Annotated in this window: 20 protein-coding genes; 5 read left to right on the top strand and 15 right to left on the bottom strand. The window is 61.8% G+C overall.

The window, feature by feature from the left end; genetic code table 11:
• Positions 1–2 precede the first annotated feature (2 nt).
• Entirely contained in the window at positions 3–719 is a 717-nt protein-coding gene (locus GRI58_RS07735) for an arylesterase (protein ID WP_237452177.1), read from the bottom strand.
• A 47-nt stretch (positions 720–766) separates the two neighbouring features.
• On the opposite strand from GRI58_RS07735, the gene GRI58_RS07730 reads away from it, so the two are divergent.
• Together GRI58_RS07730 and GRI58_RS07725 are read left to right on the top strand one after the other, a co-directional pair.
• Positions 767–1,456, top strand: coding sequence for an ATP-binding cassette domain-containing protein (locus GRI58_RS07730; RefSeq protein ID WP_160753008.1), 690 nt, complete (start codon positions 767–769; stop codon positions 1,454–1,456).
• Positions 1,449–3,974 (top strand): FtsX-like permease family protein, encoded by a 2,526-nt coding sequence (locus GRI58_RS07725; RefSeq protein WP_160753007.1) that lies wholly within the window; start codon positions 1,449–1,451, stop codon positions 3,972–3,974. Before GRI58_RS07730 ends, GRI58_RS07725 begins: the two co-directional genes overlap by 8 nt.
• A 166-nt stretch (positions 3,975–4,140) precedes the next feature.
• Here the strand turns inward: GRI58_RS07725 and GRI58_RS07720 are convergent, their stop codons facing one another.
• Positions 4,141–6,879, bottom strand: a complete 2,739-nt coding sequence (locus GRI58_RS07720) for a TonB-dependent receptor (protein WP_160753006.1) — start codon at positions 6,877–6,879, stop codon at positions 4,141–4,143.
• 258 nt (positions 6,880–7,137) lie between these two features.
• Here GRI58_RS07720 and typA point away from each other — a divergent pair, with 258 nt between their 5' ends.
• Positions 7,138–8,970 carry a translational GTPase TypA gene (gene typA, locus GRI58_RS07715; RefSeq protein WP_160753005.1) on the top strand — a complete coding sequence of 611 codons (1,833 nt, stop codon included), beginning with the start codon at positions 7,138–7,140 and terminating at the stop codon, positions 8,968–8,970.
• 7 nt (positions 8,971–8,977) lie between these two features.
• Here the strand turns inward: typA and GRI58_RS07710 are convergent, their stop codons facing one another.
• Genes GRI58_RS07710 through otsB form a run of 3 tightly spaced genes read right to left on the bottom strand, consistent with a single transcriptional unit; the run spans position 8,978 to position 12,896 of the window.
• Entirely contained in the window at positions 8,978–10,366 is a 1,389-nt protein-coding gene (locus GRI58_RS07710) for an alpha,alpha-trehalose-phosphate synthase (UDP-forming) (protein WP_160753004.1), read from the bottom strand.
• Positions 10,363–12,156: a glycoside hydrolase family 15 protein gene (locus GRI58_RS07705; protein ID WP_160753153.1), complete on the bottom strand. Its 1,794-nt coding sequence runs from the start codon at positions 12,154–12,156 to the stop codon at positions 10,363–10,365. The genes GRI58_RS07710 and GRI58_RS07705 overlap by 4 nt, the downstream gene beginning before the upstream one ends.
• 2 nt (positions 12,157–12,158) lie before the next feature.
• Positions 12,159–12,896 carry a trehalose-phosphatase gene (gene otsB, locus GRI58_RS07700; protein WP_160753003.1) on the bottom strand — a complete coding sequence of 246 codons (738 nt, stop codon included), beginning with the start codon at positions 12,894–12,896 and terminating at the stop codon, positions 12,159–12,161.
• Positions 12,897–13,083: 187 nt separating this feature from the next.
• Here otsB and putP point away from each other — a divergent pair, with 187 nt between their 5' ends.
• A complete protein-coding gene (gene putP, locus GRI58_RS07695) occupies positions 13,084–14,562 on the top strand; it encodes a sodium/proline symporter PutP (protein WP_160753002.1) in 1,479 nt (492 codons plus the stop codon).
• Here the strand turns inward: putP and GRI58_RS07690 are convergent.
• Both GRI58_RS07690 and GRI58_RS07685 read right to left on the bottom strand, forming a co-directional pair.
• Positions 14,538–15,230 (bottom strand): SdpI family protein, encoded by a 693-nt coding sequence (locus GRI58_RS07690; protein ID WP_160753001.1) that lies wholly within the window; start codon positions 15,228–15,230, stop codon positions 14,538–14,540. The genes putP and GRI58_RS07690 overlap by 25 nt on opposite strands.
• Complete coding sequence (locus GRI58_RS07685; protein ID WP_160753000.1) at positions 15,227–15,511, bottom strand: metalloregulator ArsR/SmtB family transcription factor; 285 nt, start codon at positions 15,509–15,511, stop codon at positions 15,227–15,229. Before GRI58_RS07685 ends, GRI58_RS07690 begins: the two co-directional genes overlap by 4 nt.
• A gap of 74 nt (positions 15,512–15,585) precedes the next feature.
• On the opposite strand from GRI58_RS07685, the gene GRI58_RS07680 reads away from it, so the two are divergent.
• On the top strand, positions 15,586–16,254 hold the full coding sequence (locus GRI58_RS07680) for an extensin family protein (protein ID WP_160752999.1): 669 nt from the start codon (positions 15,586–15,588) through the stop codon (positions 16,252–16,254).
• A gap of 24 nt (positions 16,255–16,278) precedes the next feature.
• Here GRI58_RS07680 and GRI58_RS07675 read toward each other — a convergent pair whose 3' ends face one another.
• From GRI58_RS07675 to GRI58_RS07640, 8 genes are all read right to left on the bottom strand, one after another.
• On the bottom strand, positions 16,279–17,001 hold the full coding sequence (locus GRI58_RS07675) for a response regulator transcription factor (RefSeq protein ID WP_160752998.1): 723 nt from the start codon (positions 16,999–17,001) through the stop codon (positions 16,279–16,281).
• 193 nt (positions 17,002–17,194) lie between these two features.
• The gene (locus GRI58_RS07670) at positions 17,195–17,938 is read right to left on the bottom strand and encodes a proteasome-type protease (RefSeq protein ID WP_160752997.1); all 744 of its coding nucleotides are present in this window, start codon (positions 17,936–17,938) and stop codon (positions 17,195–17,197) included.
• 9 nt (positions 17,939–17,947) lie between these two features.
• A complete protein-coding gene (locus tag GRI58_RS07665) occupies positions 17,948–18,763 on the bottom strand; it encodes a transglutaminase family protein (RefSeq protein WP_160752996.1) in 816 nt (271 codons plus the stop codon).
• Entirely contained in the window at positions 18,763–19,707 is a 945-nt protein-coding gene (locus GRI58_RS07660) for an alpha-E domain-containing protein (RefSeq protein ID WP_160752995.1), read from the bottom strand. The genes GRI58_RS07665 and GRI58_RS07660 overlap by 1 nt, the downstream gene beginning before the upstream one ends.
• 16 nt (positions 19,708–19,723) lie before the next feature.
• Positions 19,724–21,151 carry a circularly permuted type 2 ATP-grasp protein gene (locus tag GRI58_RS07655; RefSeq protein WP_160752994.1) on the bottom strand — a complete coding sequence of 476 codons (1,428 nt, stop codon included), beginning with the start codon at positions 21,149–21,151 and terminating at the stop codon, positions 19,724–19,726.
• A 56-nt stretch (positions 21,152–21,207) separates the two neighbouring features.
• Positions 21,208–21,978 (bottom strand): esterase/lipase family protein, encoded by a 771-nt coding sequence (locus tag GRI58_RS07650; protein ID WP_237452176.1) that lies wholly within the window; start codon positions 21,976–21,978, stop codon positions 21,208–21,210.
• A 124-nt stretch (positions 21,979–22,102) separates the two neighbouring features.
• A complete protein-coding gene (locus GRI58_RS07645) occupies positions 22,103–22,525 on the bottom strand; it encodes a hypothetical protein (RefSeq protein ID WP_160752993.1) in 423 nt (140 codons plus the stop codon).
• A 128-nt stretch (positions 22,526–22,653) separates the two neighbouring features.
• On the bottom strand, positions 22,654–23,193 hold the full coding sequence (locus GRI58_RS07640) for a DUF3617 domain-containing protein (RefSeq protein WP_160752992.1): 540 nt from the start codon (positions 23,191–23,193) through the stop codon (positions 22,654–22,656).
• Positions 23,194–23,257 lie beyond the last annotated feature (64 nt).

Genomic DNA, 23,257 nt, shown 5'->3' with positions numbered 1-23,257 from the left:
TGCTATTTGTCAGGAGGCGGTGGCAAGGCCTGCTCGACCGCCTGCTCCGTCGCCTTCACCAGAATACCAATCCCCTCCACCGTCGGGTGGAGATGGTCGGACTGGAACAGCTCAGGCCGCTGGTAGATGCTCTCAAGCCAGAATGGCACCAGCTTCGCCTTGTAGCGCTTGGCAAGATCGGGATAGATCGCGTCGAAGCTCTTTTCGTATTCCGCGCCGTAGTTGGGCGGCGCACGCATCCCCATGATGAGAACCGCAATCCCGCGTTTCTTCAACACGTCGAGCATGGCTCCCAGATTGGCGCGGGTCTGTTCCGGGGAAATCCCGCGCAACATATCGTTCGCGCCCAGCTCCAGCAGCACCAGGTCGGGCTTTTGCGGCTGCGCGTCGAGCGTGAACGCCAGCCGTTCGAGCCCGGCGGCAGTGGTGTCACCCGAAACCCCGGCATTGGCGATCACCGCATTGATGCCCCTGGCCCTCAACGCCACCTGCATCTGGGCCGGATAGCTGCGCTGCGGCCCCACCCCCTTGCCGGCGAACAGGCTGTCACCAAAGGCCAGGATATGGCGCTGCGGCCCTGCTACCGGGGATGGCTCTGCCGCTGACTGGCTGTTTACCGCCTGAGCAGAAGTGGACGCATCGGGAGCGCGATCACCCCCACTGCCGCAGGCGGCGAGTGCAAAGAGCAGCGGCAATATCGACCAACGGCTGACGGACAACGGCGAGACTCCTTGTTGCGACACCCTGCTTATGCCATCGCTCAAGTGTGACAAGCCCTTCTCCGGTTATTTCAGCCAAATCGCTCACCCTGACGCTCGGCAGTGCCGCTGCGCCCGTCCCCATTCTCAAAGGCATCGACCTTACCGTGATGCCCGGCGAAACGCTGGCCCTGCTCGGCCCTTCGGGTTCGGGCAAGAGCTCGCTGATGGCCGTCCTGACCGGGCTGGAACGGGCGAGCGGTGGGACGCTGTCCATTGCGGGTGAGGATTTTACCGCGCTGAGCGAGGATGCGCTGGCACGCGCCCGGCGTGGGCGGATCGGGATCGTGTTGCAGGCGTTCCACCTGCTGCCGACGATGACCGCGCTGGAAAACGTCGCCACCCCGCTTGAGCTGGCAGGCGCCACCGATGCGCGTGATCGGGCTAAGGTGGAACTGGACGCGGTCGGACTCGGCCACCGGCTCGACCATTATCCGCAGCAGCTATCGGGCGGCGAACAACAGCGCGTTGCCATTGCCCGCGCCATCGCACCGCGCCCGCCACTGCTCTTCGCTGACGAGCCGACGGGCAATCTCGACGCGGCAACCGGCCATTCCATCGTCGACATGCTGTTCGCCCGCCGTGCGCAGACGCAGGCAACATTGGTCGTCATCACCCACGATCCGGAACTGGCCGCACGCTGTGGCCGCGTCATCACACTGGCGGACGGCATCATCGCGAGCGACACGCGTGACTGACGTCGCCGCGTTCGGCTGGCGCGGGGCATGGCGTATCGCGCGCCGCGATCTGTCTGCGCGTTTCAAGGGGCTGCGCCTGCTGCTGGTCTGCCTGCTGCTGGGAACTGCCGCGCTGACCGCAATCGGCACGCTGACCGCCGGTATTCAGGGAGAGCTGGCGAGCCGTGGGCAGGTGATCCTGGGCGGCGATCTGCAGGTTTCGGTGTGGCAGCGCCCGCTGTCGCGGACCGAGTTGGTCGCGCTCGCCAAAGACGGCCGCGTATCGCAGGGCACGCGGCTGCAGGCGATGGCGCGGCACGGCGATCTGGCGGTGCCGGTCCAGTTGAAGGCGGTCGATCATGCTTACCCCCTCTATGGCGCGCTGACGCTCAAGGACGGGCGATCGGTACGTAATCCGCCGCCGGGTGAGGCGTGGCTGTCGCAGGACGCCGCCGACCGGCTCGCGCTCACATCGGGGCAAACCTTCGCCATTGGATCGCAGACGCTAAGCGTGGGCGGCATCATCGCCAATGAGCCTGACAAATTAGGCGAAGGATTCCAGTTCGGCCCGACAATCATCGTCGACGCGCGATTTCCCCAGGCTGCCGGGCTGATCGCGCCGGGATCGATGTATCGCACCAAGGTACGCCTCGCGATCGAAGACGGGCAATCGCCTGAAGCCATCGGCAACGCTTTCCAGCGTGAATTTCCCAATCAGGGGTTTGAGGTCCGTACGCGCGACAAGGCCTCGCCCGGAGCGGACCGCTTTATTGCGCGAATGGGCGATTTCCTTACCCTGGTCGGGCTCGCAGCGCTGGTAATCGCGGGAATCGGGATCGGTGGAGGCGTCACCTCCTATCTCGATGCGCGCCGACAGAATATCGCCACGCTCAAGATCCTTGGCGCGACGAGCGGCGATATCGCGCGGATTTACGCATTGGAGATTGCGCTGGCCGCGGTTGCAGGGAGCGTGGCGGGGATCGCCATCGGCCTTGCGATCACGCCACTGCTCGCCAAGGCCATTGCCGGGTTGCTGCCGGTTGAGAACGGGCTGGTGTTTTCGCTGCCCGCCGTTCTGCTGGCCTTTGCCTATGGCGTGCTGGTCGCGCTGATCTTTGCGGCGCCGCCGCTGCTGCGCGCGCGCCACGTTCCGGCGATGGCGTTGATGCGCGCGCGGATCGCACCGCTGGCGCGCGACCGGCTCGCGCTGGTGGTGGTCGGCGGAGGGCTGCTTGCGCTGTGCGGACTGGCCCTGGCGACATCGCGCAACTGGCAGTTGACCGGCGGATTCTTGCTGGGCGTTGCGGGAATGCTCGGCCTGCTCGCACTGGTGGGCTGGACGGTGAAGCGGATTGCGGCAGCCCTTCCCCGCCCGCGCAGCCCGGTTGCGCGCACTGCGCTCGCCAATCTCCACCGTCCCGGCTCGGCCACCGGCGCGCTGATTACCGCACTCGGCTTTGGCCTTGCTGCTTTCGTCCTGCTGACCGCCGTCCAGAGCGCGATCGAGGGGACCATCGCCAAGCGTGTGCCGCAGCAGGCACCCGATTACTTCGTGCTCGATGTGCCGCGCGGGCAGGCGCAGGGATTCGCCGATCTGGTGCGCACCATCGATCCCAAGGCCGATCTGCGCACCGTGCCGATGTTGCGTGGGGCGGTGCTGGCGTTCGGACCTCCCGGCCAAATGACCCGCGTTGCCGACATGACCAGCATTCCCGAAGGTGCCTGGGCTCTGCGCGGTGAGCGCGGGCTGACCTTCTCCGACACGGTGCCGCCGGGCAATGCGGTGAGCGCGGGCGCGTGGTGGAAGCCCGGCTATACCGGCCCGCCAGAGGTTTCGGTGGACGAGGATTTCGCGCGTGCAGTCGGCCTCAAGCTGGGCGACGATGTGACATTCGGCGTGCTGGGCGTCCAGAAGACCGCTCGCGTCACCAGCTTTCGCAGGATCGACTGGCAAAGCCTGGGCTTCAATTTCGTCTTCGTCCTCAGCCCCGACGTGCTGATGGACGCGCCCTATAATCTTGCCGCGACGATTTCGCTGCACGACGATGCCGCGCGCGGGCCGTTGCTGCGGGCGCTGGTCAAGCGGTTCCCGTCATCTTCGGTGATCGAGGTCGGCGATGTGCTGGTGCAGGCGCGCAATCTGCTGGGCCAAGTCGGCCTCGCGACGCTGGTTGCCGCCGGGGTCACGGTGCTGGCGGGGATCGCCGTGCTGCTCGGCGCGATTGCCGCAGCGCGCGCGCAGCGCAGCTACGACACGGTGATCCTGCGCGTGCTGGGCGCGAACCGCTGGCAGGTGCTGGCGATGGCGCTGGCCGAATATGCCGCGCTGGTGCTGGTGCTGGGCGCGGTCGCACTGGCGTTGGGCAGCCTTGGCGCCTGGCTGGTGGTGGTCAAGCTGTTCGAGCTCGACTGGCTGCCCGACTGGGGCGTGGTGCTGACAACGCTGGGCGGCGGATTGCTGGCGGTTTTAGCGTTTGCGGTGCTGGGTTCGCTACCGCTGCTGAGGGTGCGCCCTGCGCAGGCGTTGCGGGCGCTTTAGGGCTGGTCATGGAGTGAAGTTGAGCCTCGCTCATTTCGTCATGGTGAATTTGTTTCACGGCGACGCTCGACACAAATGTCTTTGGTAAGCCGGCTCGCTTCCATTCTTTGTCCAACAAAAAAGGGGGCCCGCAGGCCCCCTTCCCTTGTCACGATGATCGTTCGGATCAGAACTTGAACCGCGCCGACACGCCGTAGGTGCGTGGCTGGTTGATATAGCCGCTGATCGACTGGCTCTGCGCCACCGAATCGAAGACGTCGGTAATGTTGCGGTCGTCGAGCAAGTTGCGGCCCCACACCGTCAGGTCCAGACCCATCCCCAAGGAATAGGTCAGCGAGGCATTGAGGTTGGTCACCTCCTGCACGAACGGGCGCGCAGCGGCATAGGCTGGTGCGTAATTGCGGCTGCCGTCCGGATTGGTGGTGATGAACGCAAGCAAACCCGGCTCCACCTGCGTAGGCGAGGAATAGTCGAAGTCGCCGCGCAGGATCAGGTGATCGCCATTGCTGCCGATCGGCTGGTTCCACTCCGCCCCGAACACCGCCGAAAGACGCGGAATGCCGAAGACTTCTGTGCCCGACAAATCGCCAAAGGGCGAGTTGGGGAAGCTGTCGTATTTCGGGTCGAGATAGGTCATCGCCAGGCTGAGCGTCAGCGGCTCAGCCGGCTTCACCATCCCGTCGAACTCGATACCGAAAGTCGATTCCTTGTCCGCGTTGGCGAACACGAAGCCGGTGCCGGTGAAGGTGTTGGTCTGGAAGTTCTTGATCGACTGCTTGAAGAAGGTGAGGTTGGCAGAGGCGAGACCCCAGTTGGCCTTGATCCCCAGCTCGTACACTTCCGAATTTTCCGGCGCGGCAAAGCGCGATCCGGGAACGAGGTTGTTGACCGCCAAACCACGGCTGACCAGTGCGGTGTAATCCTCCAGCGAGGGACGGCTGTCGCGCGACAAGTTCCAGCTCGAAGCCTTAAAGCCCGTAGCATAGGAGACATAGGCGTTGATCTGGCGGTTGAACTTGTACGCCAGTCGCGCCGACCAGGTCCAGTCGCCATCCCGCGTCTTGCCGTTCTCGACCGCGTTAGGAAAGTTCTGCAAAGGTGGCAGGAATTGCAGCGGCCTGAGCGCCAGCAGCGGGTTGACCGAAGGATCGCTGGCGTTGGCGGCGGCATAGGCCTGCGCCCCGGACTGGATCTGTGCGAAAGCAGCCGGATTGGCCGACGCAAATGCGGCAACCTGTGCCTGATTGGACGCATCGACGCCAAAGCCCGCAAGGGTCTGCGACAGCGCACCAGCGTAGATCGCAGTCTGCCCGATTGAGGTCAGATCGAGCCCGCTGAACACATCCGTGCTGACCGAATTGGACGCCACATCCTTGGCGTCCTTGGTGTAGTTGGCACCCAGCGTCAGCGTCAGCGGCTCGGCCAGCTTGATGTCGACATTGCCGAACACCGACCAGCTCTCGTCCTTCTGGGTGAACTTGTCGAAGAAGCCCTGCCCCGATGCAAAGAACTGCCCGGCGTAATTCGTGCCGGTCAGCGCGCTGATCTGGCCTTCGAGTTGCTGGATCGCCAGATCGTTGGGCGGGCTGGTCACCGGACCCCCGACCAAGATGTTCGCGTAATTGCGGAAATCGTCACCATAGACGATCTGGTCGGCGGTCTTCAGCTTCTCGTTGAAGTAGTATCCGCCAAGCAGGAAGTTGATCGGCCCGTCGAAATCGCTCGCAAGGCGCAGTTCCTGGGTGAAGGTCTTGATCGTCGACTGGCCGACATTGGCGCCCGTCGCCAGCCTGGCGCTGGTGAAATCGACGTCCTGATCGGCGTTAAGACGCGTTTCGCGATAGGCGGTGATCGAGGTCAGCTTGAAGTGGCCGAAATTGTAATCGCCCTGCCCCGAAACGCCCCAGTTCTCGATCTTGCTGGTCGGAACCACGTCCGAATAGACGATGTCGGCGAACGGCGTGCGGTAATCGTTGACCATCCCGCCAACTGCCCGGACCGCGGCGGTTGCCGCCGAAGGACGCAGGTTGACGACGCCGCAGCATTTCTCGTCCAGCTTGTCGTAATCGCCGATCACGCGGAAGCTGAAATCGGGGGTCGGTTCGAACAGCAACTGGCCGCGCGCGAACCAGCGGTTGCGGTTGTTCATGTCATCGCCGTTGTAGGCGTTGGTGAGGTACCCGTCGCGACGGTTGTAACCCGCCGAGATCGAGGCTGCGATCGTGTCGGTGATCGGCCCGGTGAGGTAGCCCTTGACGACGGCGGCGTTGTAGTTGCCGTAGCTCGCTTCCAGGCTGCCGTGCGGGGTGAAGGATGGCTTCTTGGTGATGATCGAAATCACGCCCGCGCTGGCGTTTTTCCCGAACAGGGTCGATTGGGGACCGCGCAACACTTCGACGCGCTCGACGTCTGGAAGGTCGCTGATCTGCGAGATTGCGCGGCTGCGATAGACGCCGTCCACGAAAACCGCGACCGAGGGTTCGAGGCCGAGGTTGTTGCCATTCGTGCCGAAGCCGCGGATCGAATAGGTGGTGGCGAACTGGCTCTGATTCTGGCTCACCTTCAGGCTGGGCACGACGCTCGACAGATCGGTGATGTCGCGGATCTGCGCGCGCTCGATGGTGTCGGCGGTGGTGACGCTGACCGCGACCGGCACATCCTGCAGCGTCTGTGCGCGCTTGGTGGCCGTGACGATGATTTCATTACCGCTGCCGAGCGGGGCATCTTCATCGCCCGGAGCGGTCGAAGCGGTCGATTCCGATGATTCGGCGGCAGTCTGATCAGGCGACTGTTGCGCCTGACTTTGTGCAGCGGCGTCCTGCGCATTGGCGGCGGCTGAAATCGAAACAGCGGCGACGCCTGCGAACAACAGATGGCGGACGTGCAAATTGGCGCGGAAGCGCATGTATGAATTCCTCTCTTATCAGGTGCGACCCGGGGTCGAAGCTCTTGCTAACTTCGCCCGCCCGCCGAGTAGCTTGTCGGCAATATTGGCTCAATGTTTCAGTTCGGATTCGCAATGGAAATCTTCCGACGGGCACGATTTTTGTGCCTCTTGAGCAACAGATGGCCCCTCGCGACGCTTGCCGAAAGAGCCATGCTCCGCTAGGGGCGCGCGCGAACGGCGCTGTTGCTGCCGCCCATTCCTACCCCGAAAGCTCCCATGTCACGCTCCTTGCGCAATATCGCGATTATCGCCCACGTCGACCATGGCAAGACCACGCTCGTCGATCAGCTCTTCCGCCAGTCCGGCACCTTCCGCGAGAACCAGCGGGTCGAGGAGCGCGCGATGGATTCGGGCGATCTCGAAAAGGAGCGCGGAATCACCATCCTCGCCAAGTGCACCAGCGTCGAATGGGAGCGTGGCGGAGAAACCACGCGCATCAATATCGTCGATACTCCGGGCCACGCGGACTTCGGTGCCGAGGTCGAGCGCATCCTGTCGATGGTGGATGGCGTGATCCTGCTTGTCGATGCGGCCGAAGGCCCGATGCCGCAGACCAAATTCGTCACCGGCAAGGCGCTCGCACTGGGCTTGCGCCCGATCGTGGTCGTCAACAAGATCGACCGTTCCGATGCGCGTCCGCAGGAAGTGCTGGACGAAGTGTTCGACCTGTTCGCCTCGCTCGATGCGAATGACGATCAACTCGACTTCCCCTCGCTATGGGCGTCGGGCCGCGATGGCTATGCCAGCCCCGACGAAACCGCACGTTCGGGCAATCTCAACCCGCTGTTCGAACTGATCGTCGACCATGTGCCCTCGCCCGGTCTCGATTCAGATGCGCCCTTCTCTTTCCTTGCGACCCTGCTCGACCGAGACAATTTCATGGGCCGCGTGCTCACCGGTCGCGTCCAGTCGGGCAAGATCAAGGTCAATGACCCGATCCGCGCGCTCGATGCGAAGGGCAATGTGGTCGAGGCAGGACGCGCCACCAAGCTGCTGAGCTTCCGTGGGCTGGAGCGCGTGCCGGTCGACAGTGCCGAGGCGGGCGATATCATCGTGCTGGCAGGGCTTGAAAAGGCGACCGTCTCCAACACCATCGCCGACCCGTCAGTATCCGAGCCAATCGCCGCCCAGCCCATCGACCCACCGACGCTGGCGATGCGCTTTGCGGTCAACGACAGCCCGCTTGCCGGGCGCGAGGGCGACAAGGTGACGAGCCGCATGATCCGCGACCGCTTGCTGCGCGAGGCAGAAACCAATGTCGCGATCCGCGTCACCGAAAGCGCCGACAAGGACAGCTATGAGGTTGCCGGACGCGGCGAATTGCAGCTCGGCGTGTTGATCGAAACGATGCGCCGCGAAGGTTTCGAACTCGGTATCAGCCGCCCGCGCGTGCTGTTCCGCGAAGAAGGCGGCAAGCGCATGGAGCCGTTCGAGACCGTCGTTATCGACGTCGACGACGAATTCTCCGGCACGGTGGTCGAGAAGATGCAGCGCCGCAAGGCCGAACTGACCGAAATGCGTCCTTCCGGTCAGGGCAAGACGCGCATCACCTTTTCCGCTCCCAGCCGCGGGCTGATCGGCTATCACGGCGAATTCCTCTCCGACACACGCGGTACGGGCATCATGAATCGCCTGTTCGAGAAATACGACGCCCATAAGGGCGCGATCGAGGGCCGTATCAACGGCGTGCTGATTTCCAACGCCAGCGGCGAGGCTGTCGGCTATGCGCTCAACAGCCTTGAGGACCGTGGTGTGCTGTTCGTCAGCCCGCAGGAAAAGGTTTATGAGGGGATGGTGATCGGCGAGAACGCCAAGCCCGACGATCTCGAGGTCAATCCGCTCAAGTCCAAGCAGCTCACCAACTTCCGCTCTTCGGGCAAGGACGATGCGATCCGCCTGACGCCCCCGCGGATCATGACGCTCGAGCAGGCAATCGCTTATATCGACGATGACGAGATGGTCGAGGTAACGCCGAAATCGATCCGTCTGCGCAAGGCGATCCTCGATCCGCATGAGCGCAAGAAGGCGCGCCGCAAGTCGGAGGACTAAACCCGCGTCAGGCGCGGACTAGCTTGTCGAGGTCACCGGTAAAGTTCTCGGTCCAGCGCTGGATGTTTTCGTCGCGTACGCAATTGCGCATCGACTTCCAGCGCGCCTTGCGTTCTGCGAGGGGCATGTCGAGCGCCTGGCGGATTTTCTCGGCAATATCGTCCGGGCTGTGCGGGTTGACGAGCAACGCCTCCGACAATTGCTGTGCCGCCCCGGCGAAGCGCGATAGGATCAGCACACCGGGATCTTCCGCGTCCTGGCAGGCGATATACTCTTTCGCCACGAGGTTCATGCCGTCGCGTAACGGTGTGACGAGGCCGATCTTGCAGGCGCGATAGGCACCAACCAATTGGCCCTGGGTATGCCCCTGATTGACGTAGCGGATCGGAACGAGATCGATCCGGCTGCGCGCACCGTTGATCTGGCCCGCCTTCTGTTCAAGCTCGGCCCGGATGCGTTTGTAGCTTTCGACATCCTCGCGGCTAGGCGGGGCAATCTGGATGTAGACCAGATCCTGTACGCGTTCTGGAAAGCGGTCGAAGAAACGCCCGATCCCGTCCAGCCTTTCCGGCAGCCCCTTTGAATAATCGAGTCTGTCGACACCGATCATCGCGGTGCGGTGGCGGGTGCTGGACAGCACGCGCTGCGCGGTCTGGCGTGCCTCTCCTGTCTCTCCGAGTTCCTTGAAGTGCTGGTAGTCGATCCCGATCGGATAGGCCCTTGCGATCGTCGTCAGCCCATCGAGCTCAATCCGCCCGCTTTCCTCGTCGACATCAGCGCCGAGCTCGTACTCGCAATAATGCAGGAAGCTGGTGAGCCATTCGTCGCATTGGAAACCGAGCAGGTCGTAAGCCAGCATCGTCTTTACCAGCCGCTCATGATACGGCAGCGACACCAGCAGCCGCGTCGCCGGCCAGGGCGTATGGAGGAAAAACCCCATGCGATTGGTGAAACCCTTGCGGCGGAGATCTTCGCCCAGCGGGATCAGGTGATAATCATGCGCCCATACCACGTCATCGGGTTCGAGCAGCGGGGCAAGCGAGCTGGCGAAGCGTTCGTTGACCCGCTCATATCCACGGCCGGTCTCCCGCTCAAAGCGGGCGAGATCGATGCGATAGTGAAACAGCGGCCAAAGCGTCGAATTGGCATAGCCGTTGTAATATTCGTCCAGATCATGCGGCGAAAGATCGATCGTCGCCATCGTGACACCGTCATAGGTGCCGATATGCGGTTCCGACGAAGGATTTTCGGAAGTCTCGCCTGACCAGCCGAACCATAATCCACCGCTTTTCTTGAGCGCCGCGTTGAGCGCTCCCGCCAGTCCGCCTTGTGCACCTGCCGCTCCGCGCGCCTTGGGGACGGCGACGCGGTTGGAGATGATGACGAGACGACTCAACGGATCGTATTCCAGCTCGTGGACAAAAGGCTTGCACAATTGATCACACCAACCAGCGAATAGGTCTGCGGGAAGTTCCCCCACAATTCGCCACTGTCGATGGCCAGGTCTTCCGACAAAAGGCCCGAATCGGTCGTGTGTTCGAGCATGTCTGCAAACAGCGATCGCGCTTCCTCGTCGCGCCCGTCGAGGTGCAATGCCTCGATCAGCCAGAAAGTGCAGATGTTGAACGCTGTTTCCGGCATTCCGAAATCGTCTTCGGTGGCGTAGCGCAGCATGTAATCGCCGCGCCTCAGTCCGGTTTCGATCGCCGCGAGAGTCGAGCGGAAGCGTGGATTGTCCGGTTCGACGAACCGCACCTCGGCAAGCTGCAGCAGGCTCGCATCGAGGTAATCGTGACCAAAGGCGGCCGTGTAGTGACCGCCCTTTCCGTCATCGACCCAAGCCTTGGTTTCGATGCTTTCGCGAATCTTTTCAGCGCGCGCACGCCAGAAATCATAACGGTCGGTCTTGCCGAGCTTTTGCGCGATAACGGAAAGGCGATGACAGGCCGCCCAGCTCATCATCACCGAATAGGTATGAACCGCGCTACGCGTTCGGAACTCCCACAATCCGGCATCGGGCTGGTCGTGCTTCTGCCATGCCATCTCGCCAACTTGTTCGAGACTGGCAAAATCCCGCTCGTCTGCCATGCGCAACAGCCGACGGTCGAAGAAGCCATGGGCCGACGGCAGCACGATCTGGCCGTAACAGTCGAACTGGTCCTGGGTGTATGCTGCATTCCCGACCCGAACCGGCCCCATTCCGCGATAACCCGCCAGATCTTCGGCGATCCGCTCATTCAGATGATGGTCGCCCATCACTGAATAGAGTGGCTGGATCAGACCGTCGGCGCAATTGTCGACGATGTTCCTCAGGTAAGTCAGATATTTCTCAAGCACGTCGAGCGCGCCGAGCCGGTTCAGCGCCTGCACGGTGTAATAGGCGTCACGAATCCAACAATAACGATAGTCCCAATTGCGCTCCGTCCCCGGCGCCTCGGGAATCGAGGTGGTCAGCGCGGCGACGATCGCGCCCGTCTCCTCGTGCTGGCACAGCTTCAGCGCGATCGCACAACGGATCACCTCATCCTGCCATTCCATCGGCGTTGCGAGGCCGCGCACCCACAGGCGCCAGTATTTGCGCGTCAGCGATTCCATCCGCCGCACCTCGTCGCGGACATTGCCGTGGAAAGGCTCGTCCGGACCGAAGAAGAAGTGCTGGTCGCTTTCGACGCGATAGGCGCGCTGTTCGAGGACATAGCCCACCGGCGCGTCGGTCGAGAGCCTGATCGACTGGTCGCCGATCAGATAGCGAATGTGATTGGTGCCATGCGTGGTCTTCGCCAGCTCGGCGCCATAATTGCGCATGGGGGCCAGTGTTGTCTTGAGACGCGGGGTGCCAGCCACCGGGCGCACGATCCGGGCATAGGCAACCGGACGATACATCCGCCCGTCGCGCTCAAACCGGGGGCAGAAATCGGAAATCTCTACCGCACTGCCATCCTTCGCCTCCAGCCGGGTAATCAGGATCGGGGTGTTGCGCTCGTAATGCTGGGTGGCCGAAACCTGGTCCTCCAGCTCGAACCGCCAAACGCCCTGATCCTGCTTGTCGCCGTTGAGCAAAGAGCAGAACACCGGATCGCCATCAACGCGGGGGACGCAGCCCCACACCAATCCTGCGGAGTTGTCGATGAGGCCGGAAACCTGGCAATTGCCGATCGGCCAGAGGTCGAGACTTGCTTGGGGGATGCTCACAATCCCAACCAATGGTGCACTGCGGCAGGATCGGCAAGGGCATAGTCGGCATTTTCCGTACGGCGTGGACCGACTGCTATGGCGAGACCACCGAATTCATGCGCTGCACCAAAGCCGTCCTCGTCAGTCACGTCATCTCCGAGGAATATAGGCCGCGCGCCGCAAAAGGGCATATGGGCCATGAAGGCACGTATGGCAGTGCCCTTGTCTGCACCCGGGCGCACCAGTTCGGCAACGAACTTGCCACGCTTCAGCACGAGGCCGTTCGCGCCGGCAAGTTGCGCCATGAAATGCGCGGCGTCTTCCTCCTCTCCGGGTTGCGCGCGCGAATGGAGCGCCGCACCATGCGCCTTGGATTCGTAGTGCAAACCGACTTTGTCGGCATAATCGTCGATCTGCGCGACGACATGGTCGGGCAACGCCTCCGTCGCCTTGCCCAACACACTGCCATCTGCCAAGCGTTGGTCGGCCCCGTGGGATCCGGCGCGGGCGATGGCCAATTTCCCGAGATGATGATCAAGATTGTCGAGCGCGCGTCCACTGACAAGCGCAAGCCGTCCGTCGAGCTGCCGACAAAGGTGTTCGAGCCGCCCCCCCAATCCTGCTGGCACTGCAATCTCTTCCGGCGAGGCGGCGAGATCGACGAGAGTTCCGTCAAAATCGAGAAAAAGCGCGACTGGCAACTCTTCGCGCAGACGCGCGAGAGGCGGAGGGGCGGATAGAACATCGACCATTGACGCGCGCCTTAAGGTCGCAGCGGGTGAGGTCAAGACGAGGTTCCCCGATCAATCACTGCCAACCGGTCGCGCCGTCGTGCAAAAGCTTCGTTTGACACATTCACCTGCTGCGGAACGACACGCGTCAAGGGCGATTCCGGACCGACGGTGGCCAAAGCCGGTAACATTTGTTACCTGCGCCGCCATGAAGACAGGAACACTGATCACACTCGCTATCTATTTCATTGGAATGCTCGGCATCGGGCTGTTTGCCTGGAAGAAGTCGACCGAGACCTCCGAGGGCTATCTTCTGGCCGGACGCGGGCTCAGCCCCATGGTGGCTTCGCTGTCGGCAGGTGCGTCCGACATGTCGGGCTGGCTGCTGCTCGGGTTGCCGGGCGCGCTCTATCTGGCCGGACTCAGCCAGGCATGGATCGGCATCGGCTTGTTCGTGGGTGCCTTCGTCAACTGGGTCGTCGTCGCTCCACGACTGCGCGAACAGAGCGAAAGATACAACAACTCGCTGACGATCCCTGAATTTCTGGCCAATCGTTTCCCCGAAAGCGCGGTGATGCTTCGGGTTGTGTCGGCGCTGGTGATCGTTGTGTTCTTCACTGTCTATACCGCGTCAGGCATGGTTGGCGGCGGCAAGCTGTTCGAAACTGCCTTTGCCGGTCTGCTGCCGAATGCCGCGATGAGCGACTATCAGATGGGCATCTGGATCACTGCTCTGGTGGTGCTCACCTACACGATGATCGGTGGCTTTCTGGCCGTCAGCCTGACCGATTTCGTACAGGGCGTCATCATGATGCTGGCGCTGATCGTTATGCCGCTGGTGGTGATGTTCGGTCCGGGTGGCAGCGGCGGGGATTCGCTCGGCCAGGTTCCGGTCCCGGGATTCCTCAGTCTGACGCACGGGCTCACCATTCTGGGCTTCATAAGCGCGATCACATGGGGCTTGGGCTATTTCGGGCAGCCGCACATTATCGTGCGTTTCATGGCCTTGCGCAGCACCAAGGACGTACCCGCCGCGCGCCGCATCGGGATGAGCTGGATGTTCGTTTGCCTGCTCGGATCGATCGGTGTGGGTATCGCAGGGCGCGCCTATGCCCAGCGTAACGGGCTGGTGCTCGACGATCCTGAAACGATCTTCATCATGCTCGCCGACCTGCTGTTCAATCCGCTAATCACCGGCTTCCTCTACGCCGCGTTGCTGGCGGCGATCATGTCGACCATCAGTTCACAGCTGCTGGTTTCCTCCTCTTCCCTGACCGAGGATTTCTACCGCCTGTTCCTGCGCCGCAACGCCAGCGAGCGCGAAGCCGTCAACGTCGGTCGAGTCAGCGTGGCGCTGGTGGCGCTGGCAGGCATCCTGATCGCGCGCAATCCCAGCAGCGGCGTGCTCGACCTGGTGTCGCACGCCTGGGCTGGCTTCGGTGCGGCATTCGGACCACTGATCCTGCTGGCGCTGACATGGAAGCGGATGACCGGTGCTGGCGCAGTTGCCGGTCTGGTCACCGGGGCAGTGGTCGTCGCCGGATGGATCGCGCTGGGCTGGGATCAGCACCTTCCGGGCATGAGCGCTGGCCTTTACGAGATCGTACCGGGCTTCATCACCGCCTGGATCGCGATTGTGGTGGTGAGCGGGATGACCCGCTCTCAGCCACGTGTCGCCTTGTCCTGAGGCGAAAGCTCTCCGCGCGCCTTTTTCTGGTGCCACAGCCACCAGCTGTAAACCGTCGGGATCAGCGCTGCGATCCCGACGGACACCAGCACGACGATTGCCGTATTCTGCGGCTGGATGGGTAGCAGGCTGGCGATAACGATCGCCAGGCCAGCAAGCATCATCAGCTTGCCGCCAAGCCGGTGCGTAGCAATCCACACGTCTGTATCGGTCAGCGTCCAGGGCGTACGAATACCGACGAAGAAGCCGGGGCGGCTCTTGGGGAGCGCATTGCCCAGAACGATGAACATCACCCCGATTGCCAGTATGATCGCGTTGACCGGCAGGGTGACGCCCCAGCCGGGCAGGCCGATAGCCAGCTGCACCACGATCATAACGCCGAGGACACCCAGCCAGGCAGTCCTGAACAGTGCGGATGATTGTTCGAGACGGTCCTGCAAAGGCTCGATGCGGGGAATGATCGAGAAAAACACGCCAAGCCCCGCAGCGATTGCGGGCGGCATCAGCAATGCCTTGAGGGCGGGCGCGAAATTGTCCGGCTGACCGGCGGCATTCCAGTGCGTCGGCAGCATGGTTCCCGGAGGGAGGCGTTGCGCCGTCAGCACCGCGAACCCTGCCATCAATACAGCAACCACCAGCGACGCGATAAGCAGGCCCTTGGTTTTCATTGGTCGTCCTCCGGAATGGTGAGGTTCATGCCCATGCGCGACATAAAGCCGTGTAGCGCCTCTTCGAGCGTGGACAGGTTGAGCGTGTAGATGATGTGGCCGCCGCACTGCTCGCCCTGGATCAGCCCGGCTTCGCGCAGTTTGGCAAAGTGGGCTGACATGGTGGGCTTGGAAACGTCGAAATGATCGGCCAGAGCGCCCGCCGACATTCCGCCGCGCTTCAACAGTTCCAGCACATCACGACGGATCGGGTGCGAAAGAGCATCGAACACACTCGGCATAGGAATTTAGCTAAATAACTAAATGACAAACGTCAATCCTGTGTCTAGATTCAGCCTGTCATGTGGGTCATTCGATGTTATCTGTAAGACTTATATGCCTCGCCGCTGCGACGATGCTGGTGACGGCTTGCGGCAGCATCCCGCAAAGTCGCCAAGGTCGGCCCGCGCAGCAGACGGGGATTTCGGCAACCACCGCTCACCCCGGTGATGCTCAATGCCTGGCCCAGCTCGGCGCGACAGGTACGCAGTTCATACCCTTGCCAGATCGCTATTACGGTGGTGGGTGTTCGACCGTTAACACCGTGCGGCTGGAGGATCTTGCCGGGGATCGGGGCGATTTCTCGCTCACAAATCTTGGCCCGGTGACCTGCCCGCTGGCGGAAACTTTCGCCGGCTGGGCGCGCTATGGCGTCGATCGTGCGGCGCGCCAGATCCTCGGAAGTCCGCTCAAACGAATAGAGACGATGGGCAGCTATTCCTGCCGCACGATTGCCGGGTCGAACCGCATGTCCGCCCATTCACGGGCACAGGCTATCGATGTCTCCGCTTTCGATCTCGCCGACGGTCGCCGGATCAGCGTCAAGGCCGATTGGTCAGAAGGCACTCCGGCCGAACGCAAATTCCTTCAAGTGATCCACAAAAGCGCCTGCAAACGCTTCGGAACTGTGCTTGGCCCGGATTACAATTCGGCACACCAGAACCATTTCCACCTTGAGGCTACCGGCAAGGCCTATTGCCGGTAGCCTCGGGAGGAGACTTCCACCCGATCAGGCAAACAGGCGGTGCGGTTCCATGACGATCGTAGCGGAATCACCTGAAGCGTTTCCCACCTCAAGCATGGACGGTTCCGCATTGCGATGAGCGGTGAGCGACGTAGCGATACCGACGGCCATATTCGCTTCAAGGCAAAGGCGCACGGCTTCCGCAGAATGCGAAGCCCCGAGCTTGGACATCATATTGGCGCGGTGGATCTCGACGGTCCGCGGGCTGATATCCAGCTCGCGCGCGATTACCTTGTTGCTCGATCCCTGGGTCAGCCAGTCCAACACCTCGCGTTCGCGTGGCGTCAGGTTCTCGAGCCGCTTGCGCGCCTCGATGACACGGCGTCGTGCGTCGCAATATGGACCTGCTTCCTGCTCGATGACCTCAAGCGAGGACGCCAACCGGCTTTTGGTGAGCGGCAGTTCGATGTAGTCGAGCGCGCCTTCCTTTATCGCTTCCACGACGCGACGCGGAGCAGGTGCGGCACCGGTAACTATTATCGGCAACCATTGTCCGGCGCGCTCCAGCGCAGCCACGATGTCCACCAGGCTGCCCGGACCTTCGCAGTCTTCCAGAATGATCACGCCGCTGGTCGGGACATGCGCCTCCAGCTCGGTCGGATCATTGTAAATCTCCGCGTGATATCCAAGATCAAAACCGATGCGGGCCTGCGTCGCTCGCTCTGCGCTTGATCGTGCAATAATGTGGAGAGTCGTGTCTTTCGCCATGTTAAACCTCCTCCATGAGCATGCTCACGACTAGGAAGTAGAGTTGGCGTTTTAGGTAAATTCCGCTTCGGAGTGATTACCTAGGAATGACCGCATATAGTGGCCTTAACCCGGCGATTACCATAATCCGGATTGGATCAAATAATTCGCCAGAGGCGCTGCGATACGAAACAAGTCGCGCTCCAGCTACGATTCAATGGTTATAAAAACTATAATCCGGGAGCGAGTCGAATGCACTTTTGAGCGCGTTGGCCCAATTGCTCGATATCACCTGGAAATAGGGATCGTCATGGGCGATCCGGCGGACATGGCTGGGTTCATAGCTGTCCCGCTCGATGACCATCAGGTCCAAAGGCAAACCGACAGATAGATTCGCCTTCAGGGTCGAATCGAACGACACCATCAGCAGCTTGACCGCATCCTCCATGCTCATCGTCCGGTCATAGGCGCGCAGCAGGATCGGGCGGCCATATTTGGTCTCGCCGATCTGGAAAAACGGCGTGTCCGATCCCGCTTCGATGAAATTGCCCTCGGGATAGATCAGGAACAGTCGCGGCTCCATCCCGGCGATCTGGCCCGCGACGATGATGGAGGCGGTGAAGCGCCCTTCCCCCCGCTGGCCGTTGGCATCCTGCCGACTGGAAATGGTGGTACGTAACAATCGCCCGATCTCGGTCGCCACCTGGAACATGGTGGGAGCCTTGAGGATCACATTGTCCCGCTCGTCAGGTTCCTTGGTGCGTTCCTCCAGCTGGCTGACCACCGCTTGCGTGGTGGCCAAATTGCCTGCCGTCATCAGCGTTATGATTCGCTCCCCCGGCACTCGCCAGTGAAACATCTTCTTGAATACAGAGATATTATCGACGCCCGAATTGGTTCGCGTGTCGCTCATCAACACGAGGCCCTTGTCGAGCATTATTCCCACGCAATACGTCATGTAGGTCCCTTACTGATCGACCTGCTGATGCTCGACCGCGACGGCAACTTCAAGCGCCTGCGTGGTACCACCGATGCTGATTCCCGCAACAGGAGCGGCTTCGGTGTAATCGCGCCCAGTAGCGGCGCGGACATAGCGCGGATCGGGACTGATGCCGTTGGAAATGTCGAACCCGACCCAGCCCAGCCCTTCGACATGCGCCTCGGCCCAGGCATGGGTCGCTTCCTGATCCACCCGATCGTCCATCATCAAATAGCCACTGACGTATCGTGCCGGGATGTCGAGCGCACGGGCGAGCCCGATAAAGATGTGCGCGTGGTCCTGACAGACGCCTTTGCCCATGGCCAAGGACTCCTCAGCCGTCGTGCCAACATCGGTTGCACCCGTTGTCCAGGGCACACGATCGAGGATAGCCGCCGAGGCGCGATGGAGCAGTTCCAGCGGATCGTCCCGCTGTTCCTTCAACTCGCGCAGCAGCGCGCGCATCGTCGAGCCGGGGCGGGTCAATGCTGTCTGCCCGCAAAAGCTCCACAAAGGCAAATGCCCTGAATGTTGGCCGATCACTCCGGCAAAATCATGCGTGTCGACCGTTCCCTCACACGTGACAGAGAGGTCTTGCACTCCCGGTTGGACCGCGATCAACGTCACCGTATTATAGTGTTGATCTTCGTATTCGAGCTGCCAGTCCGCGTTCTCATAGCGCATCTTCCAGTCGATAATCTCCTGCCCCTGCGTCGCCTTGGGCGTAAGGCGCAGGCGCTGGAGCGCGTGGATTACCGGCTCGTCGAAGCGATAGCGGGTGGTATGGCGGATCGCGAGGCGCATCAGGCGTGAAACCTGTATTCTTCGGCAATCGCCAGACCGATCGCGGTGTTCATCTTGGTGAATTCGACCAGGAATTCATGGAGCCCACGGTCGAACACATCGTCGATCCCGATTTTCGAAAGGCGCGTGTCGGCTTCGCGCATCAACTCGTTGGCCTTGCACTCATTGCCATGAATGCGGGCGAGCGCTGCGAGGTGTTCGCGCAGGGCGCCATGGCTGAAGGCCAGGCTGCGCGGGAAACGCGTGTCGAGCACGAGGAACTCGACGATCCGCTTCGCATCGATCTGCCCCGCATTGAGCCAGCGATACGCGCGATCGCCCGATACCGAGCGCAGGATCGTATCCCATTGTCCTGTGTCCAGGCTGGAGCCGACGTAAGTGAGCGAGGGCAGTAAGAGGAAATATTTGATGTCGAGGATGCGCGCGACATTGTCGGCGCGCTCGATATAGGTGCCCGCGCGGGCAAAATAGAAACCTTCATTGCGCAGCATCGTCCCGACAATTGCACCATGCACCAGCGTCCCTGCCTGACGAATCATCGAGACCGCCTCACCCACGCGCTGCTCGGACACCGGGCGGGCAAGCAGCTTCTTGATCTGGATCCAGCTGTCGTTGACCGCCTCCCACAGTTCGCCCGTCACGGCGTTGCGCGACTGGCGGGCGTTTTCGCGCACCTGAGCGAACATGGCGAGCACGCTCGCCGGATTATCCTTGTCGCGCAGCATGAAGTTCCACGCCTGCAAACCGGTGCAGGTGGCATGACGGGCATCGTAGCTTTCGCGCAATCCCGCCGCCGCGATCACCGAGCGCCATTCCTCCTCCGACGCCACGACGTCACGGGTCAGCGCCATGCGCATACCGGCATCGATCATGCGCGCAGTATTCTCGATCCGCTCGAGATAGCGGAACATCCAGAACAGCGCGTTGGCTGTGCGCCCTAGCATGATGTGTGCGCCCCCATCAGTCTTTCAGCACCCAGGTGTCCTTGGTGCCGCCGCCCTGGCTGGAATTCACCACCAGCGATCCTTTTTTCATCGCAACACGGGTGAGACCACCCGGCGTGATGTCGATCGTGTCGGGCGACACCAGCACGAAGGGCCGCAAATCCACGTGCCGCGGCGCGAGGCCCTTCTCGGTGAAGATCGGGCAGGTCGACAACGACAGCGTCGGCTGGGCGATGTAATTTTCCGGATGCGCTTCGAGCTTCTTGCGAAACTCCGCGAGCTCCGCTTTCGTTGCCGCCGGGCCGATCAGCATTCCGTAACCGCCCGAGCCGTGGACCTCTTTCACCACCAGCTCGGCAAGATTGTCGAGCACGTAGCGGCAACTGTCTTCATCGGCGCAGCGCCAGGTTTCGACATTGGGCAGCAGCGGCTTCTCGCCGGTGTAGAACTCGACGATTTCCGGCATGAAGGAATAGATCGCCTTGTCGTCCGAAACGCCGGTGCCGGGCGCGTTGGCGATGGTGATGCCGCCGGCGCGATAGACGTCCATGATCCCCGGCACACCCAACACGCTGTCGGGATTGAAGCTCAACGGATCGAGGAATTCGTCGTCAACCCGGCGATAGATCACGTCGATCGGCTGATATCCGCGCGTGGTCCGCATGGCGACACGCCCGTTGATTACTCTCAGATCGCTTCCCTCGACCAGCTCCGCGCCCATCTGGTCGGCAAGGAAGGCATGTTCGAAATACGCCGAATTGTACATTCCGGGCGTGAGCACAGCCACCACCGGCTTGCCTTTCGTAGCGGGCGGAGCGCAGGCGGCGAGACTCTTGGCAAGGCGACGGGGGTAGTTGGAGACGGTTTCGACCGGCACATGCATGAACAGCTCTGGAAACATCGCCATCATCGTTTCGCGATTTTCCAGCATGTAAGAGACGCCCGAGGGCGTACGCGCATTGTCCTCCAGCACATAGAATTCGTCCGGCCCGGTACGCACGAGGTCGATCCCGACGATATGGGTATAAATGCCGCCCGGTGGGGTGAATCCCACCATGTTGCGCAGCCATGCGGGATTATCCCGCAGCAGCCTTTGCGGCACGCGCCCGGCGCGGATGATCTCCTGCCGGTGATACAAATCGTGGAGGAATGCATTGAGCGCGCGTACGCGCTGTTCGATCCCGCGGCTCAATCGCCGCCACTCGCCCGCATCGATGATACGCGGGACCATGTCGAACGGGATCAGCCGCTCTTCGGCTTCGCTTTCGCCATAGACGTTGAAGGTTATGCCAGTGCGGCGAAAGGACGTTTCAGCATCCCGGTGCTTTCGTTTGAGGAATGCGGCACTCTTTGAGGAATACCATTTATGGTAATCCCGATAAGCGTCGCGGATGCTGCCATCACCGACATGCATCTCGTCGAAAAATTCGTTCTGGCCGCTCATAACCCCCTTATTCGGATGGGTGGAAGGGCCTCTCCTGCAAGCAGGCTACACCACCTTCATATTGTTTCAAGTTCCCGTAGTACGGTTTCGATTGCTTCCCTGGAATAAACGAAGCCCATGTGGGTACAGCGCAGGGCGATAGCGCGGTCGCGCTCGCCCGCCCGGCCACAGGCGCTGCGCGGATTGACCACGCCGTCGCGCGGACTCCACAAGGCAACCGTTTCGACCGGCGGTTTCTCGCACAGCACGCAATCGATCGGCGGCTCGTCGACACGGTGACCGGCAACCAGCTGGTAAGCGCGCCAAGCGTTGTTGGAACGCGGATTGCCCGAGAACGGCGTGCCCATTGTAATGACGCGCGTAACCTTGTCGGGATGGCGCTTTGCGATCTCGCGCGCGTAAATGCCGCCGAGGCTCCACCCTACGAGCATGACTTTCTGGCCATAGCGTTCGTGGATTTCCAGCAAACGTTCTTCGATCCGGTCGAGGATGTCTGGGGTAGCACCCATGTTGAAGCCCTGCCCCCAGCGCTTGACCTTGTGCCCGGCCTTTTCGATTTGCCGCGCCATGTAGCGCAGCCGCGCCGGATGCGCGCCGAAACCGGGCAGCATCAGCACGATCTGCGGCTTGGCGCTGGGCGCGATGTCGAGTTCGCGCACGCTGCGGCGCAACGGCTCGATCAGCCACGCAAGTTCGCCCAGCAGCAACAGTGGTCGCGGAGCGCGAACATCTTCGGGCAAGGGCTCACGCGCAAGCGCCAGCCGCCGCCCGATATCCGAGGCCGAGCGATAGGCCTTGTTGGCCATGCCAGAGAGTTGGCGTCCCATGGAACGGCGCAATGTCGACGTTCCGCGCTTGCTTGGCAAGTCCGCAGCAGAAGACGGTCGCGTTGCGGGACGACTTCGGTCGAACGAAACATTGGCAATGTCGCGCACCACGGCGCGGGCCGCGTCAATCATGGTCGCGATGTCCGCGATGGCTACCGCGATGACTACCGCGATCGTGGTCCCCGTCATGGTCCGGATGGCGATAATGCGGCATTCTGTAACCGCGCTGCGGCTTTACCGATCCACGCCATTCGCGCCAGTGATGGCCATCCCCACGGTCGCGGCGGAAGTGAGCGTGGTCGCCGGCACGATAGGCGCGTTCATTGCGGCTGGTGCGGTAATAAAACGTGCCGTTCGTGCCCCAGTAGCCATCGTAGATCGGGCCGTAATAGCCATCGTAATAGGCGTTGTAGGGCGCGGCATAGCCATAGTCGTACCCGGAATTATAGCCGTAGCCGTAATTCCCATAACCATATTGGTCGCTAGCGCATCCCGCGAGGGTGCACAGAGACGTACCGGCAGCGATGATCATCAGTGCTTTTTGCATAATCTGCTCCAGAACCCCTGCCTTGCCGTTTGAAATGCCCGGCGAAGGCAATAGTTTCCGGAACGCTGGCGCTGGGCGACAATCGACCGATCACGACCGGCCCGCTGAAATCAATCTGGCGCCTACTTCTATGACGCAGGGCAAGGCCCGATCCGCTTGCTCTCAACCTTGGTATGGGTGTTCATCTTGCCCATCCCCGGCGCTTCCATCTGCATCTTCATATCCATGACGGAAGACGTCGACGTCCCGGTGCCGTTGAGCGCGATCTGCGCCTTCCCCCCTTGCGGGGCCGCGCAGTTCATCACCGCATCGATCTTCCCACCCGACACGTCAAACCGCTGGAAAGTGCAATTGCCGTGCTGGGCGCGCCGCGCCATTTCCTCGTAACCTTTCGCAGCCTCTTCGGGCGTCAGGCAATATTCGCTGGTCTGTCCGCTGCTCATCGACTTCTTGAGCATATCCGCGACGCCGTCAGGGGCGCCGGGTGCCTCCACCGAGATCACGGTGCTCGTGCTGCGGTAGAGGCCCGGCTCGGGGCGAACCATATCGGCCATGCGGTCAGCAACCTTGTCCGCGCTGACACTGCCGCCAGCATTGTCCGCGCCGCTGCTGCCGCAACCCGCCAGTCCGCCGAGCATCATGATCGCAATGGTTGTTCGAATAATCATTTCCGCCCTCCGATTTCGAAACCGAGCTTAACCCGCGCATTCGCGAAAGCCAAACGCACCGTTG

The organism is Qipengyuania algicida (assembly GCF_009828025.1).
Classification (GTDB): domain Bacteria; phylum Pseudomonadota; class Alphaproteobacteria; order Sphingomonadales; family Sphingomonadaceae; genus Qipengyuania; species Qipengyuania algicida.
The sequence above is the reverse complement of the archived record's forward strand: the minus strand, read 5'-3'. Positions and strand labels throughout refer to the sequence as shown.

What these genes read in the sequence shown, in the direction of transcription:
- GRI58_RS07720 (WP_160753006.1), bottom strand. Translation starts at nt 6,879, where the DNA reads ATGCGCTTCCGCGCCAATTTGCACGTCCGCCATCTGTTGTTCGCAGGC.
- typA (WP_160753005.1), top strand. Translation starts at nt 7,138, where the DNA reads ATGTCACGCTCCTTGCGCAATATCGCGATTATCGCCCACGTCGACCAT.
- otsB (WP_160753003.1), bottom strand. Translation starts at nt 12,896, where the DNA reads ATGGTCGATGTTCTATCCGCCCCTCCGCCTCTCGCGCGTCTGCGCGAA.
- putP (WP_160753002.1), top strand. Translation starts at nt 13,084, where the DNA reads ATGAAGACAGGAACACTGATCACACTCGCTATCTATTTCATTGGAATG.
- GRI58_RS07690 (WP_160753001.1), bottom strand. Translation starts at nt 15,230, where the DNA reads ATGAAAACCAAGGGCCTGCTTATCGCGTCGCTGGTGGTTGCTGTATTG.
- GRI58_RS07685 (WP_160753000.1), bottom strand. Translation starts at nt 15,511, where the DNA reads ATGCCGAGTGTGTTCGATGCTCTTTCGCACCCGATCCGTCGTGATGTG.
- GRI58_RS07680 (WP_160752999.1), top strand. Translation starts at nt 15,586, where the DNA reads ATGTTATCTGTAAGACTTATATGCCTCGCCGCTGCGACGATGCTGGTG.
- GRI58_RS07675 (WP_160752998.1), bottom strand. Translation starts at nt 17,001, where the DNA reads ATGGCGAAAGACACGACTCTCCACATTATTGCACGATCAAGCGCAGAG.
- GRI58_RS07670 (WP_160752997.1), bottom strand. Translation starts at nt 17,938, where the DNA reads ATGACGTATTGCGTGGGAATAATGCTCGACAAGGGCCTCGTGTTGATG.
- GRI58_RS07665 (WP_160752996.1), bottom strand. Translation starts at nt 18,763, where the DNA reads ATGCGCCTCGCGATCCGCCATACCACCCGCTATCGCTTCGACGAGCCG.
- GRI58_RS07660 (WP_160752995.1), bottom strand. Translation starts at nt 19,707, where the DNA reads ATGCTAGGGCGCACAGCCAACGCGCTGTTCTGGATGTTCCGCTATCTC.
- GRI58_RS07655 (WP_160752994.1), bottom strand. Translation starts at nt 21,151, where the DNA reads ATGAGCGGCCAGAACGAATTTTTCGACGAGATGCATGTCGGTGATGGC.
- GRI58_RS07650 (WP_237452176.1), bottom strand. Translation starts at nt 21,978, where the DNA reads ATGGGACGCCAACTCTCTGGCATGGCCAACAAGGCCTATCGCTCGGCC.
- GRI58_RS07645 (WP_160752993.1), bottom strand. Translation starts at nt 22,525, where the DNA reads ATGCAAAAAGCACTGATGATCATCGCTGCCGGTACGTCTCTGTGCACC.
- GRI58_RS07640 (WP_160752992.1), bottom strand. Translation starts at nt 23,193, where the DNA reads ATGATTATTCGAACAACCATTGCGATCATGATGCTCGGCGGACTGGCG.